At 73.2% G+C, this 20,605-nt stretch carries 1 protein-coding gene and 1 pseudogene; both read left to right on the top strand.

From position 1 onward, the window contains the following. Window positions 1-84: 84 nt before the first annotated feature. A pseudogene (locus tag ABD371_RS19175) lies at window positions 85-10,644 on the top strand (SDR family NAD(P)-dependent oxidoreductase); the annotation flags it as partial. 422 nt (window positions 10,645-11,066) lie between these two features. Beyond that, window positions 11,067-20,582 carry a type I polyketide synthase gene (locus tag ABD371_RS19165; protein ID WP_425575816.1) on the top strand — a complete coding sequence of 3,172 codons (9,516 nt, stop codon included), beginning with the start codon at window positions 11,067-11,069 and terminating at the stop codon, window positions 20,580-20,582. The last annotated feature ends 23 nt before the right edge of the window (window positions 20,583-20,605 follow it).

Below are 20,605 nucleotides of genomic sequence, written 5' to 3'. Positions count from 1 at the left end.
CGTTACGTCGAAGCCCTGCGCACCCTGATCAAGGAGAACGAACGGCTCAAAACCCGCAACCAGGAGCTGGTCGTCGCCGGGCACGAGCCGATCGCCATCGTCGGGATGGCCTGCCGGCTGCCCGGGGGGATCGACTCGCCCGAGTCGCTCTGGGACCTGGTGTCCACCGGAGGCGACGGCATCAGCGAGTTCCCCGCCGACCGCGGCTGGGATCTCGGCTCGCTGTACGACCCGGACTCCCGGGGGCAGGGCACCTCGTACTCCCGACAGGGCGGCTTCGTCCACGACGCGGGACGCTTCGACGCGGACTTCTTCAACATCTCGCCCCGCGAGGCCGCCGCGATGGACCCGCAGCAGCGCCTGCTCCTGGAGGTCTCCTGGGAAGCGTTCGAGCGAGCCGGGATCGACCCGAAGGGAGCCAAGGGCAGTCCGGTCGGCGTGTACGTCGGAGCCGGGACCTCCGGCTACGGCATCGGCGTCCCCGTCGCCGAGGAGGCGGCGGGGTACGCGCTGACCGGTACCGCGACCAGTGTCCTCTGCGGCCGGGTGGCGTACAGCTTCGGCTTCGAGGGGCCGGCGGTCACCGTGGACACGGCATGCTCGTCGTCCCTGGTGGCGCTGCACCTGGCGGTACGCGCGCTACGGGCCGGCGAGTGCTCGATGGCGCTGGCGGGCGGGGTCACCGTCATGGCCACCCCGGCGGCCTTCGTCGAATTCAGCAGACAGCGCGGCCTGGCACGTGACGGTCGCTGCAAGGCGTTCGCCGCCGCCGCCGACGGCACCGGCTGGAGCGAAGGCGTCGGCATGCTCCTGGTGGAGCGGCTGTCGGACGCCCGGCGCAACGGGCACCGGGTGCTGGCCGTCGTACGCGGCAGCGCGGTCAACTCCGACGGCGCGTCCAACGGCCTCACCGCCCCCAACGGACCCGCCCAGCGACGCGTCATCCTGGACGCGCTGGCCGCTGCCCGGCTCTCCGCCGCCGAAGTGGACGCCGTGGAAGGCCACGGCACCGGTACGACCCTGGGTGATCCGATCGAGGCGCAGGCGCTGCTGGCCACCTACGGCCAGGAGCGTGCGGAGCCCCTGTACCTGGGCTCACTGAAGTCCAACATTGGCCACACGCAATCCGCCTCCGGTGTGGCCGGAGTGATCAAGATGGTTCAGGCCATGCGCCACGGCGTCCTCCCCAGGACCCTCCACGTCGACGCGCCCAGCCCGCACGTCGACTGGTCCTCCGGCAGGGTCGAACTGCTTACCGAGAACCGGCCGTGGCCCGACTCGGGGGAGCCTCGTCGGGCCGGGGTCTCGTCGTTCGGTGTGAGTGGTACCAACGCGCACGTTGTGCTGGAGGGGGTTCCGGCTGAGGTTTCCGAGGCCGGGGCTGGGGTTGGGGGGTTGGGTTGTTCGTCGTCTGTTGGGTTGTGGGTGCTTTCCGGTCGGGATGAGCGTTCTTTGCGTGCTCAGGCTGGGCGGTTGCGTGGGTTTCTTGTGGCGCGGCCGGGGTTGGTTCCGGTGGATGTGGGGTTGTCGCTGGCGACGACGCGGGCGGCGTTGGAGTGTCGTGCGGTGGTGGTGGGTTCTGGTCGTGACGAGTTGATCGCCGGGCTGGGGGCGCTGGCCGAGGGTGTGCCGGGTGTGGGTGTGGTGAGTGGGGAGGTTCGTCCGGGCGGGTCGGCGCTGTTGTTCTCGGGGCAGGGGTCGCAGCGGTTGGGGATGGGCCGGGAGTTGTACGGGGTGTTCCCGGCGTTCGCGGACGCGTTCGACGCGGTGTGTGCCCGGGTGGATCTCGGGCGTCCGCTGCGTGAGGTGGTGTTCGGCGAGGACGCGGTGCTGTTGGGGCGTACCGCGTATGCGCAGCCTGCTCTGTTCGCGTTGGAGGTGGCGCTGTTCCGGCTGGTGGAGTCGTGGGGTGTGGTCCCGGATGTGCTGGTGGGGCACTCCATTGGTGAGCTGGCGGCTGCGCATTGTGCGGGGGTGTTGTCGCTGGAGGACGCCTGTGTACTGGTCTCGGCTCGGGGCCGGTTGATGGACGCCCTGCCCGAGGGTGGCGCGATGCTGGCCGTGGAGATGGCCGAGGGGGAGTTGCACCTGCCTGAGGGCGTGGACCTGGCGGCGGTGAATGGGCCTGCTTCGGTGACGGTGTCCGGTGGGGCGGAGGCGATCGCCGCCCTGGAGGAACGCCTCCGGGCACAGGGTGTGCGGGTGAAGCGGCTGGCGGTCTCGCACGCGTTCCACTCCCGTCTGATGGAGCCGATGCTGGCGGAGTTCACGGCGGTGGCGCAGTCGTTGACGTATCACGCTCCGCGGATCCCCGTGCTGACGACCGCTCCGGGTGACATCGCCACCCCCGGCTACTGGGTGGGTCAGATCCGCGAGCCCGTCCGCTTTGCGGATGCGGTGCGCCGGGCTTTTGACGGTGGGGTGGGTCGGTTTGTGGAGCTGGGTCCGGACGGGGTGTTGTCGGCGCAGGTGGGGTTGTGTCTGGCTGGGCATTCCGAGGTGGCTGTCGTGCCTTTGCAGCGTTCGGGTGTTGATGGTGTGGGTGCTCTGTTCGCGGGGGTCGCGGGGGCGCATGTCGCCGGGGTGGGGTTCGACTGGAGCAAGGTCTTCGGCTGCCTCGGCGGTCAGGTCGTGGACCTGCCCACCTACGCCTTCCAGCGTGAGCACTTCTGGGCAGTACCGCCTTCCTCCGAAGGCACCGACCCAGCAGATTGGCGGTACGCGGTCACCTGGCAGCCTCTGCCGGAAGCCGAGCGGCCCGTACTGCGGGGGACCTGGCAGATATTGGCGGACCCCGACGCGCCGGGCCACGAAGTGGCCGCCTGGTGCGCCGAAGCGCTGGGCGCGCACGGAGCCACCGTCGTCGTCGGCCGCACACCCGTTCCGGATGTCGACGGGCTGATCCTCCCGCACGACCCCCGTCCGCACGCCGCCCACCCGGAGCTCTCCCTCGGGCTGGCCGCACTGCTCGACGCGGTGCGCGGGGAGGGTGCCCCGGTATGGGTGCTCACCCGAGGTGCGGTCACGACCGGTGCGGATGGGTACGCCACCGACCCGGGGGCGGCACAGCTGTGGGCGATGGGCCGGGCAGCCGCGCTGGAGAAGCCGCACCGCTGGGGCGGCGCGGTCGACCTCCCGGAAGAACTCGACGCGGACGCCGCACGGAGACTGGCGGCCGTGCTCGCCGGCACGGGCGAGGACCAGGTGGCCATCCGTGCCGAGGGCTCCTTCGGCCGGAGACTGGCTCCGGCACCCGTGAGTCCGGCCGAGCCCTGGAGGCCGCGCGGCACCACCCTGATCACCGGCGGCACCGGCGCGCTCGGAGCCCATGTCGCCCGATGGCTCGCGGCCCGCGGCGCCCCGCACCTGGTGCTGGCCGGCCGGCGCGGCCCCGAAGCCCCGGGCATGACCGACCTCGTCGCCGAACTCACCGCAGCGGGAACCGAGGTCACGGTCGCCGCCTGCGACGTCAGTGACCGCGCCGCCCTTGACGAACTGCTGGCAGCGCACCCGCCGAGCGCCGTGGTGCATGCCGCCGGAAGCGGCGAGTTCGCGACACTCGACGACGCGAGTGAGGCCGACGTCGCCACCGTCCTGGCCGCCAAAGTCACCGGAGCCCTCCACCTCGACGACGCGCTCCGGGACGTAGCTCTCGACGCCTTCGTGCTCTTCTCATCGGTCTCCGGCATCTGGGGCAGCGGCAGCCAGGCCGCCTACGGGGCGGCCAACGCCGCCCTGGACGCCATCGCCTCCCGTCGCGCCGCCCGGGGTCTGCCCGCCACCTCGGTGGCATGGGGCCCTTGGCACGGCAGCGGCATGGCCGGCGCGGAGGAGACCGCCGACTACCTGCGGCGTCGCGGACTGCGCACCATGGAACCGGCGAAGGCACTGGACGCTCTGGGCGCGGCGGTGGACGGCGGGGACGTCTCCGTGGTCGTGGCCGACGTGGAATGGGCACGCTTCATTCCCACCTTCACCACCGCGCGTCCGCAACGGCTCTTCGACGGGCTGCGTGGAGCCCTGCCGCAGGGCGGCGGAGACGAACCGGCCGGCACGGCCGGCGCGGAAGCGGGTTCCGCGTTCGCGGTCCGCCTCGCCGCGCTCGGGGCCAAGGAGAGGCGGCGTGAACTGGTCGAGTCGGTGCGTGCACGCGTCGCCGTCGTGCTCGGTCACCACGACGCCGATGCCGTCGATCCGCGCAGGGCCTTCAGGGACCTGGGTTTCGACTCGCTCACCGCCGTCGAACTGCGCAACCTCCTCGCCGAAGCGACCGGCTTCAGCCTGCCCGCCACCGTCGTCTTCGACCACCCCACCCCCGCCGCGCTCGCCGACCACCTCGACGACCTCATCCTCGACGTGGACGGCGACAGGGGCGCGGTGGCCTCCGCCGCCGCCGACGAACCCATCGCCATCGTCGGCATGGCCTGCCGCTACCCGGGAGGCATCACCTCGCCGGGCGAGTTGTGGCAGCTGGTCGCCGAGGGCCGCGACGGCATCACCGACTTCCCCGAGGACCGAGGCTGGGACACCGCCCGCCTCTACGAACCCAACGGCAGTCCGGGCACCTCCTACGTCCGCGAGGGCGGATTCCTCAGCGACATCGCCGAGTTCGACGCCCGCTTCTTCGGCATCTCCCCCCGCGAGGCGGTGGCCACCGACCCGCAGCAGCGCCTGATGCTTCAGGTCGCCTGGGAGGCCCTGGAGCACGCGGGCATCGATCCCGCCGCGCTGCGCGGCAGCGACACCGCCGTGTTCGCGGGCACCAACGGGCAGGACTACCCCGTACTGCTCGTCGGAGATCCCGAAGTCAGCGAGGGACACCAGGGCGCCGGTAACGCGGCCGCCGTCCTCTCCGGCCGCGTCGCCTACACCTTCGGCTTCGAGGGCCCCACCCTCACGGTGGACACGGCGTGCTCGTCGTCCCTGGTGGCGCTGCACCTGGCGGTACGCGCGCTACGGGCCGGCGAGTGCTCGATGGCGCTGGCGGGCGGGGTCACGGTGATGTCCACCCCGACCGCTTTCGTCGAATTCAGCCGACAGCTCGGACTGGCGGCCGACGGCCGCTGCAAGGCGTTCGCCGCCGCCGCCGACGGCACCGGCTGGGGCGAGGGTGTCGGCATGCTCCTGGTGGAGCGGTTGTCGGACGCCCGGCGCAACGGGCATCGGGTGCTGGCCGTCGTACGCGGCAGCGCGGTCAACTCCGACGGTGCCTCCAACGGCCTCACCGCCCCCAACGGACCCGCCCAGCGACGCGTCATCCGCAAGGCGCTGGCCGACGCGGACCTGCGGCCTTCCGACATCGACGTCGTGGAGGCGCACGGTACGGGCACGAAGCTGGGTGATCCGATCGAGGCGCAGGCGCTGCTGGCCACCTACGGCCAGGAGCGTGCGGAACCCCTGTACCTGGGCTCACTGAAGTCCAACATCGGGCACACCCAGGCCGCCGCCGGGGTGGCGGGTGTGATCAAGATGGTGGAGGCGATCCGCCGGGGCGTGCTCCCGGGGACGCTGCACATCGACGCGCCCACCCCTCAGGTGGACTGGTCGACGGGTGCGGTGGAGCTGCTCACCGAGGCACGTCCCTGGCCGGAGACCGGCCGGCCCCGCCGGGCCGGGGTCTCCTCGTTCGGCGTCAGCGGCACCAACGCGCACGTTGTGCTGGAGGCCGTTCCGGCAGCGGAGCACACGGAAACACAGGCACCGCCGAGCGACACCACCCCCCTGCTCCCACTGCTGCTCTCCGCCCGTACGGCAGACGCCCTTCCCGCGCAGGCGGAGAAGTTGCGAGCGGTCCTCGACGGGCACCGGATCGCTGACGTGGCCCACTCCTTGGCAACGACCAGAGGAGCCCTGGAGCACCGTGCGGTGGTGCTGGCGGCTGACGGCGAAACCGCGGACGCGGCACTGCGGAACCTCGGCGGCGCTGTCGTCGGCCGGGCCGAGGAGGACGGCTCGCTGGCGCTGTTGTTCTCGGGTCAGGGGTCGCAGCGGTTGGGGATGGGCCGGGAGTTGTACGGGGTGTTCCCGGTGTTCGCGGACGCGTTTGACGCGGTGTGTGCTCGGGTGGATCTCGGGCGTCCGCTGCGTGAGGTGGTGTTCGGCGAGGACGCGGGTTTGCTGGGGCGTACCGCGTATGCGCAGCCTGCTCTGTTCGCGTTGGAGGTGGCGCTGTTCCGGCTGGTGGAGTCGTGGGGTGTGGTCCCGGATGTTCTGGTGGGGCACTCCATTGGTGAGCTGGCGGCGGCGCATTGTGCGGGGGTGTTGTCGCTGGAGGACGCCTGCGTTCTGGTGTCGGCACGCGGTCGGTTGATGGACGCCCTGCCCGAGGGTGGCGCGATGCTGGCGGTGGAGGTGGCGGAGAAGGATCTGACACTGCCCGAGGGCGTGGACCTTGCCGCCGTGAATGGGCCCGCTTCGGTGACGGTGTCCGGTGAGGCGCAGGCGATCGCCGTACTGGAGGAGCGGTTCCGGGCACAGGGCGTACGGGTGAAGCGGCTGGCCGTTTCGCACGCGTTCCACTCCCGTCTGATGGAGCCGATGCTGCCCGAGTTCACGGCGGTCGCGGAGTCGTTGACGTACCACGCCCCGCGAATCCCCGTACGCGCCACCGCGCCCGGTGACATCGCCACCCCCGCTTACTGGGTGGGTCAGATCCGCGAACCCGTCCGCTTCGCCGACGCCCTCGCCACACTCACCGGCGTACGGACAGCTCTCGAACTGGGTCCCGACGGAGTGCTGTCGGCGGCTGCCTCGGCGCTTCTGGACCAGGCCGTGGCCGTACCGGCACTGCGGCCCAGGCGCGACGAGACCGAAACGCTGCTCCGTGCCGTGGGAACCCTGCATGTGCGGGGGCTCACGGTGGACTGGGCCCCCCTGCTCGCCCCCGCCGGCGGCCGGCGCATCGAGCTGCCCACCTACGCGTTCGCCCGCGAGCGCTACTGGCCCTCGGCCTCGGCGTCGGCACGCGCCGGTGACGTGGTCTCCGCCGGACTGGGGGAGACCGGTCACCCCGTCCTCGCCGCCGGTGTGGAACTCGCCGACGAAGGCGGCCTGCTGTTCACCGGACGCCTCTCCCTCCGTACACACCCGTGGCTCGCGGAACACCGTGTGCACGGCCGGATCGTCGTGCCCGGCACGGTCTTCGTCGACCTCGCGGTGCGCGCCGGCGACCAGACGGACTGCGACGTCGTGGACGAACTGGTGCTGCACACACCGCTGGTGCTGACCGCCGAGGAGTCCGTCCAGCTCCAGGTCACCGTAGGCGCTCCGGGCGAGGACGGTGGGCGGGAGATCACCGTCCACTCCCGTGCGTCCGATGGCACCGGCTGGTTCGGGCGGCCGTGGACGAGGCACGCTTCCGGCACACTGCGGGCCTCGGCCGCTGCCGAGGCCCCGGCCGCCGGGCCGGGGCCGACCTGGCCGCCGGCCGGCGCGCGGGCTGTGCCGATCGACGGGCTCTACCCCGAGCTGGCCGCGGCCGGCCTGGAGTACGGGCCCCTGTTCCAGGGCCTGCGCGCAGTCTGGCGAGCGGGTGAGGAACTCTGGGCCGAGGTCGAGCTGCCCGAGACGGCGCACGGCGACGCCGGACGTTATGGACTGCACCCGGCGCTGCTCGACGCCGCGCTCCACTCGCTCGCCGCAGGGGCGGTGGGGTCAGACGGCCCCGCCGGACCCCCCGGACTGCCGTTCTCCTGGTCGCGGATCGCGCTGACCGTCTCCGGGGCCACCACGCTCCGCGTCCGTGTCTCACCACGCGGTGCCGACGGGGTGGAGCTGCTGGCCGTCGACCCCGGCGGGCAGACCGTCGTCTCCGTCGGACGGGTGGTGCTGCGTCCCCTCGCCGAGGACGCCGCGACGGACGCCGCCCGGTCGCGGCCGGTGCACCGGGTGGACTGGCTTCCGCTCCCCGAAGCGCCACGCACCTCTGACACCTGGGCCGTCCTGGGCGACGACCCGTACGGCGCGGCCGAGGCGCTCTCGGCCCTGGGGGCCGACTGCGCGCGGGCCTCCGGCCTCGCCACGGCCTCGGCCGGCTTCCTGCTGGTCACCTCGGCACCGGACGGCGACCGGGACGACGCGGAGGCGCGGGTGACCGCGATGCTGGCCACCGTCCAGGACTTCCTGGCCCGTGAGGAGGCCGACGCCACACTCGTGGTGCTGACCCGGGGCGCTGTCGCCGCCGGCGCGGGCGACGATCTGTCCGACGTGGCGGGTGCCGCCGTGCGCGGCCTGCTGCGCAGCGTGCAGTCGGAGAACCCCGGCCGCGTGCTGCTGGTCGACGTCGACGCCGAGCCGTGGACCGCGCTGCTCAGCGTGCCCGGTGTGGACGAGCCGGAACTCGCCGTCCGCGACGGCCGGCTGTACGCCGCCCGTCTGACCTCGCTCGTGGAGCGCACCCTGCGGGCGCCCGAGGGCCCGTGGCGTGTGGGGGTGGTGTCGCGGGGTGCCGTCGAGGGTGTGGGGCTGGTGTCCGCGCCCGACGCGGAAGCCGCACTGCAGGAAGGACAGGTGCGGGTCGCGGTACGAGCGGCGGGGATGAACTTCCGCGACGTGCTGAACGCGCTGGGCATGTACCCCGGGGATGTCGAGCTGGGGGGCGAGGCCGCCGGAGTGGTGGTGGAGACCGGGCCCGGGGTGTCGAAACTCGCCGTGGGAGACCGGGTGCTGGGGTTCTTCAGCGGGGCGATGGGGCCGTTGGCGGTGGCGGACGAGCGCCTGGTGGCTCCGGTTCCGGCGGGATGGTCCTTCGCTCAGGGCGCCGCGGTTCCGATCGCGTTCGTGACGGCGTATTACGGGCTGCTGGACGTGGGCGGACTGGTGGCCGGGGAGTCGGTATTGGTGCACGCCGCCGCGGGCGGGGTCGGGATGGCGGCGGTGCAGATCGCGCGGCACGCGGGAGCCGAGGTGTACGGCACGGCCTCGCCCGGCAAGTGGGGCGCGACCGGGCTGGACGCGGGGCACCTCGCCTCCTCGCGGGATCTGGAATTCGAGAAGATCTTCGCGGAGCGCACGGGCGGGCGCGGAGTGGATGTGGTGCTGAACGCGCTGGCGGGTGAGTTCGTCGACGCCTCGGTCCGTCTGCTGACCGGGGGCGGACGGTTCGTGGAGATGGGGAAGGCGGACATCCGTGATCCGGACTCGGTGGAGGGCCGCACCTACCGCGCGTTCGACCTGAGCGAGGCGGGCCCCGAACGGATCGGGCAGATGCTGGATGAGGTGCTGGCTCTCTTCGCGCGGGGTGCGCTCACTCTGCCGCCGGTGCGGACCTTCGACGTACGGCGGGCACCGGACGCGTTCCGTTTCATGAGCCAGGCCCGGCACGTGGGCAAGGTCGTGCTGTCCGTACCGCGTCCGGTGGAGCCGGGCGGCACGGTGCTGATCACGGGCGGCACAGGTGCTCTGGGCGCGTTGGTCGCCCGGTATCTGGTGGAGCGGCGCGAGGTGGACAGGCTGCTGCTGCTCGGCCGCCGCGGCCCGGACGCCGAGGGCGCGGACACCCTGGCGGCGGACCTTGAGGCGGCCGGGGCGCGAGTCGAGATCGTGGCCTGCGACGTCACCGATCCCGAAGCCCTGGCCGAGGTCCTGAACGGGCGGCGCGTCAGCTCCGTTTTCCACCTCGCGGGTGTCCTCGACGACGGTGTGGCCACCGCCCTCACACCCGACCGCGTCGCCCCGGTGCTGGCGACCAAGATCACCGCGGCGCGCGCCCTGCACGAACTCCTCCCCGAAGTGGAGGAGTTCGTCCTCTTCTCCTCCGTCTCCGCCGCCCTGGGCAGTCCCGCCCAGGCGTCGTACGCCGCGGCCAACGCCTACCTCGACGCCCTGGCCCACCACCGTCACGCCTGTGGACTGCCGGCCCTGTCCCTGGCCTGGGGCCCGTGGGACGTCGGCGCGGGCATGCTCGGCGCGCTCACCGACGGCGACCGTCTGCGGGCCGCCCGCTCCGGTCTGCCCGTGCTCACCGCAGGCGAAGGCCTGGCCCTGCTCGACGAGGCTCTCACCGGGCCCGACCCCGCCGTGGTGCCCGGTGCCGTCGATGTCGCCGGACTCGCCGGCCGCTCCGACGTACCGCATCTGCTGCGCGGTCTGGTACGGGGCCGTCGGCGCACCGCCGCCGTGGCCCGGGAGGCGGGCTTCGCCGACCGGCTGCGGGCCCTGCCTCCCGCCGAGCGGGCGCAGGTGCTGCTGGACTGGGTGAGGTCGGAGGCGGCCACCGTGCTCGGCTTCGCCGGAGCGGACGCCATCGAACGGGACCGGGCGTTCAAGGACGTCGGTTTCGACTCGCTTACCGCCGTGGAACTGCGCAACCGACTCGGTGCCGCCACCGGCACCCGACTGCCCGCCACCCTCGTCTTCGACCACCCGACGCCCGAAGCGCTCGCGGAGCGGCTCGGGGCCGATCTGGTGCCGCCCGCCCGCGGTCCGGCGGAGGCCATGATGGCCGAACTGGACCGGCTGGAGTCCACATCGGGCGAGTTGTCCGACGGCGACCGTTCACGGCTGCGGGTCAGGATGAGCGCCCTGCTCGCCCGGTGGGCGGACGCATCCGACGACGGGAACACGGCCGAACGGGACGCCGATCTGCACTCCGCCACCGAGGAGAACATCTTCGCGCTCATCGACAACGAACTGGAGGGTCCGTGACCCGCCGCCGCTGAATCTTTTCCCGGCGTGGCTGTGCGGCCGCCCGCCCGCGGACATCGCGACAGGCAGGAATTAGCGCGGTGTGTTCCGTACGGAGGTATTCCGCGAACGGTTCCCGGAATACCTCCCGGGGTGGTCGGGCGATGACGCGGACCGGTCCGCGCCGTCCGAGTCGTGTGACGTATTCACACGGTACGAACCCCTCTTCGCGCCGGTCATTCCCGGTGGGCCGGCCCGCCCCCTCGGGGGCACCCGGAGCGGCCTCCCGGTTCCGCCCCCCTAGGGGTGCGCTCTAGGGGTTGTCTGCGGCTCGGGGTCGTTCCTAGCCTCAGTGAGGGTTTTTGCTGATGGTATTGGGGCGATTTCCGGGAGCCCAAAAAGGATTCGGGAACCCAGAAAACTCTGCGACACAGGCCCGTTTGATCCGCGCGGATTCCCCGCGCGAAAAAAGTGAACTGCCGGTCCGGAAAAGGTGGCATCGAGTGGCCGACAATCAGAAGTATCTCGACTACCTCAAGCGGCTCACCGCGGACCTGCGGCAGACCCGGCGTCAACTGCGGGAGGTCGAGGCGCGCGGGAGCGAGCCCGTGGCGATCGTCGGCATGGGCTGCCGCTATCCCGGAGGAGTGCACTCCCCGGAGGACCTCTGGCGACTGGTCTCCGAGGGCCGGGACGGCATCACCGGATTTCCCGTCGATCGCGGCTGGGACACCGCCGTGTACGACGACGACCCCGACGCCGCCGGCACGACCTACGTACGCGAGGGCGGATTCCTCCACGACGCGGGCGAGTTCGACGCCGACCTCTTCAACATCTCGCCCCACGAGGCGCTCGCGATGGACCCCCAGCAGCGGCTGATGCTGGAGACCTCCTGGGAAGCCCTGGAACGCGCCGGCATCGACCCGCTGTCTCTGCGCGGAACCCGCACCGGCGTCTTCATCGGTTCCTCGTCGTCCGCCTACGGCGCCGGCCTGCGCACCCTCCCGCAGGGCGTCGAGGGCCATCTGCTCACCGGCAGCGCGCCCAGCGTCGTCTCCGGCCGCGTCGCCTACGCCCTGGGCCTCGAAGGGCTCGCGGTCACCGTGGACACCGCCTGCTCCTCGTCCCTGGTCGCCACCCACCTCGCCGTGCAGGCACTGCGCAACGGCGAGTGCGACACGGCACTCGCGGGCGGCGTCACCGTCATGATCAGCCCGGGTATCTTCACCGAGTTCAGCAGACAGCGAGGCCTCGCGGCCGACGGCCGCTGCAAGCCGTTCTCCGCCGACGCCGACGGCACCGGCTGGGGCGAGGGCGCCGGTGTCCTCGTGCTGCGCCGCCTCTCGGACGCCCGCCGCCGCGGCGACCGGGTACTTGCCGTGATCAAGGGGTCCGCGGTCAACCAGGACGGCGCGTCCAACGGCCTGACCGCGCCGAACGGCCCCTCGCAGGAACGCGTGATCCGCGCCGCGCTGGAGAACGCCCAGCTCGCCGCCGCCGACATCGACGCGGTGGAGGCGCACGGCACCGGCACCAGGCTGGGTGACCCGATCGAGGCGCAGGCCCTGCTGGCCGCCTACGGTCAGGACCGGCCCGCCGACCGGCCGCTGTGGCTGGGGTCCGTCAAGTCCAACATAGGGCACACCCAGGCCGCGTCCGGTGTCGCCGGCCTCATCAAGATGGTGATGGCCCTGCGCGCCGAGGAGCTGCCGCCCACCCTCCACGTCACCGAGCCCACCCCGCACGTCGACTGGTCCCGGGGCAACGTCCGGCTGCTGACCGGCCCGACGGCCTGGCCGCGGGACCCCGAGCGGCCTCGCCATGCGGGCGTCTCCTCGTTCAGCATCAGCGGAACCAACGCTCACCTCCTCCTGGAGAGCGCTGACGCCACGGCCGCACCGGCCGAGGACAAGACCGACGGCACCGACGGCACCGACCGCACCGACCGCACCGACGAGCCCGCGTCGCCGCGCATCGCCGACACCGCGGTGCTGCCCTGGCTCCTGTCCGCCCGCACCCCTGAGGCGCTGCGGGGCCAGGCCGAGCGGCTGGCCGAGGTCGCCGACGGTCTTGACCCGGTGGGTGTCGCCCGCACCCTGGCGGTCTCCCGGGCGACGCTGGAGCACCGGGCCGTGGTGCTGGGGCCGGACCGTGCGGGTGCGCTGCGGGCGCTGGCGGAAGGTGTTCCGCATCCGGGCGCGGTGCGCGGCGCGGCTCGTTCCGGGGTCTCTCCGGTTTTCGTCTTTCCTGGTCAGGGTTCGCAGTGGGTGGGTATGGCGGGGGAGTTGCTGGAGTGGGAGCCGGTGTTCGCGGGGGCGATGGCGGAGTGTGATCGGGCGTTGGGGCCGTTCACTGATTTCTCGTTGTTGGAGGTGGTGCGGGGGGATGCTGCGGGGCTGGAGCGCGTTGAGGTGGTTCAGCCGGTGTTGTGGGCGGTGATGGTGTCGCTGGCGAGACTGTGGGCTTCGGTGGGAGTGGTGCCGTCGGCGGTGGTGGGGCATTCGCAGGGGGAGATCGCGGCCGCGGTGGTGGCGGGTGGTCTGTCGCTGGAGGACGGGGCGCGGGTGGTGGCGCTTCGGTCGCGTGCGATCGCGGGGGAGCTGGCGGGGCTGGGGGGGATGGTGTCCCTGGCGTTGTCGGCTCCGGTGGCGGGGGAGTTGGTGTCGCGGTGGCCGGGGTTGTCGGTGGCTGCGGTGAACGGGCCGGGTTCCACGGTGGTGTCGGGTGAGGCGGGTGCGGTCGGGGAGCTGTTGGCGCACTGTGCGGGGGAGGGTGTCAGGGCGCGGCGTATCCCCGTGGACTACGCCTCGCACTGTGCGCAGGTGGAGCGGATCCGCGAGCGGGTGCTGGAGGATCTGGCTCCGGTCGTGCCGGTTTCCTCGGCGGTGCCGTTCTATTCGACGGTGACGGGGGAGCGGAAGGACACGGCGGGGCTGGACGCTGAGTACTGGTACGGCAATTTGCGCAACACGGTGCGGTTCGAGGATGTCACCCGTGCGCTGCTGACCGAGGGACGCACCCTGTTCCTCGAAATCAGCCCCCACCCGGTACTGGCCGTCGGCGTCCAGGAGAGCATGGAGGCCACGGGCCGTGCCGGGGCGGTTCTGGGCACGCTGCGCCGGGGCGAGGGCGGAACCCGGCGCTGGGTGACCGCGCTGGCCGAGGCCCACGCCCACGGCGTCCCCGTCGACTGGGCGCGGGTGCTCCCGGAGGCCGACCCCGTCGACCTCCCCACCTACGCCTTCCAGCGCGCCCACTACTGGATGACCGACCCACCCGAGGCGGTACCCGCCCCCAGCGGCACCACGGACGCCGACCCGGTCGAGGCGGACTTCTGGGAAGCCGTCGACCGACTCGACCACGAGCAGGTCGCCGACACCCTGCGCCTGGACTCCGGCGACGGCCTGGAGACCGTCCTGCCCGCCCTCGCGGGGTGGCGCAGGGACCGCGCCGAACACTCCACCGTCAACTCCTGGCGCTACCGGGAAACCTGGCAGCCCGTCGACCGCGCCCCGGCCGGCACCCTCGACGGGCGCTGGCTCCTGCTGCACACCGAGGGCGTCGACACCGGCCACGCCGAACGCTGCGCCCAGGCGCTGCGGCAGGCGGGCGCGGAACCGGCCGTCGTCACGGTTCCCGACGATGCCCTCGACCGGTGGGGGCTCAGTGAACTCCTGCGCGAGGCCGCCGAAGGGGCCGAGGGGACGGAACCGGTCACCGGAGTCCTGTCGCTCCTCGCCGACGACCGCCGGGCACACCCCGAGGACGGGGCGGTGTCCGTCGGCCTCGGCGCGACCCTCACGGCCGTCCAGGCACTGGCCGACGCCGAGGTCACCGCCCCGCTGTGGTGCGTCACGACCGCAGCCGTCTCCACGAACCGCGCCGACCGGATCGTCGACCCCGCCGCCGCCCGCCTCTGGGGACTCGGCCGGGTGGCCGCGCTGGAGCACCCCGAGCGGTGGGGCGGACTGATCGACCTGCCCGTCGACCCCGAGCCCCGGGCGATGGCCCGACTCGCCGCGGTGCTCGCCGGCGCCGAGGAGGACCAGGTCGCCGTACGGGCCGAAGGCGTCTACGCACGCCGTCTGCTCCACGCGCCGCCCGCCGGCTCCCTGCCCGGGAAAGCGGCACCCGAGGCGGTGCTGATCACCGGTGGCACCGGCGCACTGGGCGCCGAGACCGCCCGTATGCTCGCCCGCCGGGGCACCCGGAAGCTGGTGCTGAGCAGCAGGAGGGGCCCCGAGGCCCCCGGCGCGGCCGAACTGGTCGCCGAACTCGCCGACCTGGGTGCCACCGCGGTCGCCCTCGCGTGCGACGTCGCCGACCGTGGCGCACTGGCCGCCCTGCTCGCCGAGCACCCGGTCACCGGAGTGGTGCACGCGGCCGGAACCGATCCGGCCCAGCCGCTCGACTCCACATCCGTACCCGTCCTGGCCGAGGGACTGCGGGCCAAGGCCGTCGGGGCCGAGCACCTCGACGCGCTCCTGCCCGACGCCGAACTGTTCGTGCTGTTCTCCTCGATCGCCGGAGTGTGGGGGAGCGGTGGTCAGGCCGCCTACGCCGCCGCCAACGCCCACCTCGACGCCCTCGCTGCGGCCCGCCGGGCGGCCGGCCGGGCCGGCACGGCTGTGGCCTGGGGCTCCTGGGCACAGATCGGCATGGCCGCCCGGGACGGTGCCGACGAGTACCTCAAGCGCCGGGGCCTGCGACCCATGCCGCCGGGCCTGTGCGTCACCGCGCTGGAGCGCGCGATCGACGCCGACGACACCCGCGTGGTCGTCGCCGACATCGACTGGGCACGCTTCACCCCCGCCTTCACCAGCCGCCGGCCCAGCCCGCTGCTCTCGGCCCTGCCCGAGGTCACCGAGGCCCTGGCCGGGGGACCGGCCGCCACCGAGGACGGAGCCTCGGCCGTGCGGACCCTGCTGGCCGGGCTGCCGGAGTCGGAGTGGGCCCGCACCGTCCTCGACCTGGTCCGCCGGGAGACCGCGGCGGTCCTCGGCTACTCCGAACCGGTCGACGCCGAGCGCCCGTTCAAGGACCTGGGCGTGGACTCCCTCACCGCCGTGACCGTCCGCAACCGGGTGGCCGGCGCTCTCGATCTCCGTCTGCCCACGACACTGGTCTTCGACCACCCGACCCCCTCGGACGTCTCCCGCCACGTCCTTTCGCTGGTCAGCGGCGACGACCGCGAGACGGTCACGACGGCCGAGGTCTCCGACGAGCCCCTGGCGATCGTCGGCATGGCATGCCGGTACCCGGGCGACGCCTCCTCGCCGGAGGAACTCTGGCGGCTGGTCACCGAGGGCGTCGACGCGGTCGGAGGCTTCCCGTCCGACCGGGGCTGGCCCACCGACGACGACACGGGGCCCGGCGCCCCCTACACCCGCGTCGGAGGCTTCGTACACAACGCCACCTCCTTCGACGCCGACCTGTTCGGCATCTCGCCGCGCGAGACCATGGCCATGGACCCGCAGCAGCGGCTGCTGCTGGAGACCTCCTGGGAGCTGTTCGAGCGTGCCGGACTGGGCCCGCACGCCGTGCGCTCGACTCCCACCGGAGTCTTCATCGGCGCATCACCGTCCGGGTACGGAGTGGGCGTCGCCGTCCCCGGCTCCGAGGGGCACTCGCTCACCGGGATGTCGGGCAGCGTCCTGTCCGGCCGGGTGGCCTACGTCTTCGGTCTGGAGGGCCCGACCCTGACCGTGGACACCGCCTGCTCGTCGTCCCTGGTCGCCCTGCACCTCGCGGCGCAGTCGCTGCGCGCCGGCGAGTGCACCATGGCCGTCGTCGGCGGTGTCGCGGTGATGACCAGCCCCGGAGTCTTCTCCGAGTTCGCCAAGCAGGACGGCCTGGCGTCCGACGGCCGGTGCAAGGCGTTCTCCGCCGACGCGGACGGCACCGGCTGGGGCGAGGGGGTCGGGCTGCTCCTGGTGGAGCGGCTCTCGGACGCCCGGCGCAACGGGCACGAGGTACTGGCGGTGGTACGTGGCTCGGCGGTCAACTCCGACGGGGCCTCCAACGGGCTGACCGCCCCCAACGGACCCTCCCAGCAGCGGGTCATCCGGGCGGCCCTCGCGGCGGCCGGTCTGGAACCCTCCGACGTGGACGTGGTGGAGGCGCACGGCACCGGCACCAGGCTGGGTGACCCGATCGAGGCGCAGGCGCTGCTGGCCGCCTACGGGCAGGACCGGCCCGCCGACCGGCCGCTGTGGCTGGGGTCGCTGAAGTCCAACATCGGCCACACCCAGGCCGCCGCCGGTGTCGCGGGCGTCATCAAGACGGTCATGGCCCTGCGGCACGGAGTGCTGCCCCGCACCCTGCACGTGACCGGGCCCACACCCGAGGTGGACTGGACGACGGGTGCGGTGGAACTGCTCGCCGAGGCCCGTCCGTGGCCGGAGCTGGACCGCCCGCGCCGTGCGGGGGTGTCCGCCTTCGGCATCAGCGGCACCAACGCACACGTGATCCTGGAGCACGCTCCCGCCCCGGCGAGCCCTCAAAGCCCCGTGCGCCGGGCGGCCCCACCCCTGATCCCGTGGGTGCTCTCGGCCCGCACCCCGCAGGCGCTGCGCGAGCAGGCCGTCCGGCTGGCCGAGCGGATCACACGGGACGACAGCCTCCACCCGGTCGACGTGGCGGTCTCCCTGGCGGACGGCCGGGCCCACCTGGAACACCGGGCCGTTGCCGTGGGGCACGACCGCGAGACCCTCCTCACCGGACTCTCCGACCTCGCGGACGCCGGCCACTCGACCGTCCGAGGCCTCGCCGAATCCGGCCGCCCCGCGCTGTTGTTCTCGGGTCAGGGGTCGCAGCGGTTGGGGATGGGCCGGGAGTTGTACGGGGTGTTCCCGGTGTTCGCGGACGCGTTCGACGCGGTGTGTGCCCGGGTGGATCTCGGGCGTCCGCTGCGGGAGGTGGTGTTCGGCGAGGACGCGGGTTTGCTGGGGCGTACCGCGTATGCGCAGCCTGCTCTGTTCGCGTTGGAGGTGGCGCTGTTCCGGCTGGTGGAGTCGTGGGGTGTGGTCCCGGATGTTCTGGTGGGGCACTCCATTGGTGAGCTGGCGGCGGCGCATTGTGCGGGGGTGTTGTCGCTGGAGGACGCCTGCGTTCTGGTCTCTGCACGCGGGCGGTTGATGGACGCCCTGCCCGACGGCGGCGCGATGCTCGCCGTGGAGGTGGCGGAGAAGGATCTGACACTGCCCGACGGTGTCGACCTTGCCGCCGTGAACGGGCCCGCTTCGGTGACGGTGTCCGGTGAGGCGCAGGCGATCGCCGTACTGGAGGAACGCCTCCGGGCACAGGGCGTACGGGTGAAGCGGCTGGCCGTTTCGCACGCGTTCCACTCCCGTCTGATGGAGCCGATGCTGCCCGAGTTCACGGCGGTGGCGGAGTCGTTGACGTACCACGCCCCGCGAATCCCCGTCCGCACGACCGCGCCCGGTGACATCGCCACCCCTGGCTACTGGGTGGGACAGATCTGCGAACCCGTCCGCTTCGCCGACGCCCTCGCCACACTCACCGGCGTACGGACAGCTCTCGAACTGGGGCCCGACGGAGTGCTCTCCGCGCTGGCCCAGGAACAGACCGACAGCCTGACGGCCGTCCCCGCACTGCGCCCGGGGCAGGGCGAGGCGCGGACACTGCTGCGCATGATCGCCCGGGCCCATGTACGGGGCGCGGAGGTCGACTGGCCGGCCGTGACCGGCGCGGGCGACCGGGTCGACCTGCCCACCTACCCCTTCCAGCGCGCCCGCTTCTGGCCCGACGTCCCGGCCCCGGACACGACCGTGGCACCGGCACCCGCCGCCTCACCGGCGGAGTCCCGCTTCTGGGCAGCCGTGAACGAGGGCGACGTCGAGTCCCTGGCCGCCACCGCCGGCCTCGACCCGGCCGCGCTGGAGCCCCTGCTGCCGGCCCTGTCGGCCTGGCACAGCGAAGCCCGCGAGCACGAGGCCGTCGGCGCATGGCGGTACCGGATCGGCTGGACGCCCTTGGCGGAGCCGTCCGCCGTGTCCTGCGCCGGACGGTGGCTCCTGGTGGCCCCTGACCACACCGACGCGACGGTTGACGCCTGCCGCGCGGCGCTCACCGAACGGCAGGGCGAGGTCGACCTGCTCCTTGTCGACCCCGCCGGCACCGACGCGGAGGAGTTCGCGGACCTGCTCCGCGACTACGTCGTCCCCGGCGAGCGACTCCGTGGCGTGATCTCCCTGCTCGCGCTGGACGAGACGCCGTATCCGGACCACCCGGTGATCACCGCCGGTCTGGCCGGCACCCTTCGTCTGCTGCACGCCGCCCTCGACGTCGACCCGGGCCCGCTGTGGACCCTCACCGCCGGAGCCGTCGGCACCGGCGAGGACGAGGCACCGGTCAGCCCGGCCCAGGCCGCGGTCTGGGGCCTGGGCAGGGTCGCGGCGCTGGAACACCCCCGCCACTGGGGCGGCCTGATCGACCTGCCCGCCGACGGCCTCGGCGACGACACACGCCTCGCCGCCCGGCTCGCGGCCACCCTGACCCGTACCGACGGCGAGGACCAGATGGCGGTCCGCGCCGAGGCCGCCCTCGGACGGCGGCTGCGCCACGCCGCCCCCGTCCCCCCGCGCTCCGGCACCGGGTGGACACCGGACGGCACGGTGCTGGTCACCGGCGGCACCGGTGCCATCGGCGGCCACGTCGCCCGCTGGCTGGCCACCGAGGGGGTCGAGCACCTCGTCCTGATGAGCCGGCGCGGCCCCGACGCCCCGGGCGTCCGCGAACTCACCGCGGAACTCACCGCCCTCGGCTCCCGCGTCACCACCGTCGCCTGCGACCTGCGGGACCGTGACGCCGTCGGCCGGGCGCTCGACGCGCTGACCGCCGACGGCGTCACCGTCCGGGCCGTCATGCACACCGCGGGCCTGGGCGTGCTGGCCCCGCTCGCCGACACCGGCGTCGCGGACCTCGCCCACCAGGTCGGCGGCAAGGTCGCCGGAGCCCGTCACCTCGACGAACTGCTCGACCCCACACGACTGGACGCCGTCGTCCACTTCTCCTCCATCTCCGCGATGTGGGGCGTGGGCCTGCACGGGGGCTACGCCGCCGGCAACGCCTACCTCGACGCGCTCGCCCAGCAGCGCAGCCGAGAGGGCGCGCCCGTCCTCTCCGTCGCCTGGGGACCGTGGGACGGCGGCGGCATGGTCGACCGGGCCGCCGTGGAACCGATGCTGCGCCGAGGCATCTCGCTCCTCCGGCCCGCCCCCGCCATGGTCGCGTTGCGTCAGGCGCTCGACGCCCGCGAACCGTCCACCGCCACCGCGGAGGTCGACTGGGAACGGTTCGCCCCCTCCTTCACCGCGCTGCGCCCCAGCCCGCTGCTCGCCGAACTGCCCGAGGTGAGCGCCCTCCGGCCCACCGCGGCCGAGGCCGCAGCCGTTCCCGACCCGGCCGAGGACGGGTTCCGCACCCGGCTGGCCGGGCTGTCCCCGGTGGAGCGCGAGCGCGCGGCGCTGGAACTGGTCCGTACCCACGCCGCCGTGGCGCTCGGCCACGCGGGGCCGGAGGACATCGAGCCGGAACGCACCTTCCGCGACCTGGGCACCGACTCGCTGACCGCTGTGGCGCTGCGCGACGGGCTGGCCTCCGAGAGCGGCCTGACACTGCCGGCCACGCTCGTCTTCGACCAGCCGACGCCCGTCGCGCTGGCGGAGCACCTGCTGGGCCTGCTGATGCCGGAGGACGTCGTCGACGACCTGCCGTCGACGGACGAACTCGACCGGCTCGAAGCGGCGCTCGCCCGCCGTGCCGGCGACGACCTCGACCGGGTCCGGATCGTGATGCGGCTGGAGTCGCTGCTCGCCACGACACGGAACGGGACCGGTACGGACTCCGCTGACGACAACGCCCTGGCCGACCGGCTGGGAGACGCCACGGACGACGAACTGTTCGATTTGGTCGAGAGGGATCTGGGACTCAAGTGACCGCCGCCGCTCCAAGAACCCCG

It is taken from the genome of Streptomyces amakusaensis (assembly GCF_039532665.1).
Lineage (GTDB): Bacteria > Actinomycetota > Actinomycetes > Streptomycetales > Streptomycetaceae > Streptomyces > Streptomyces amakusaensis.
The sequence above is the reverse complement of the archived record's forward strand: the minus strand, read 5'-3'. Positions and strand labels throughout refer to the sequence as shown.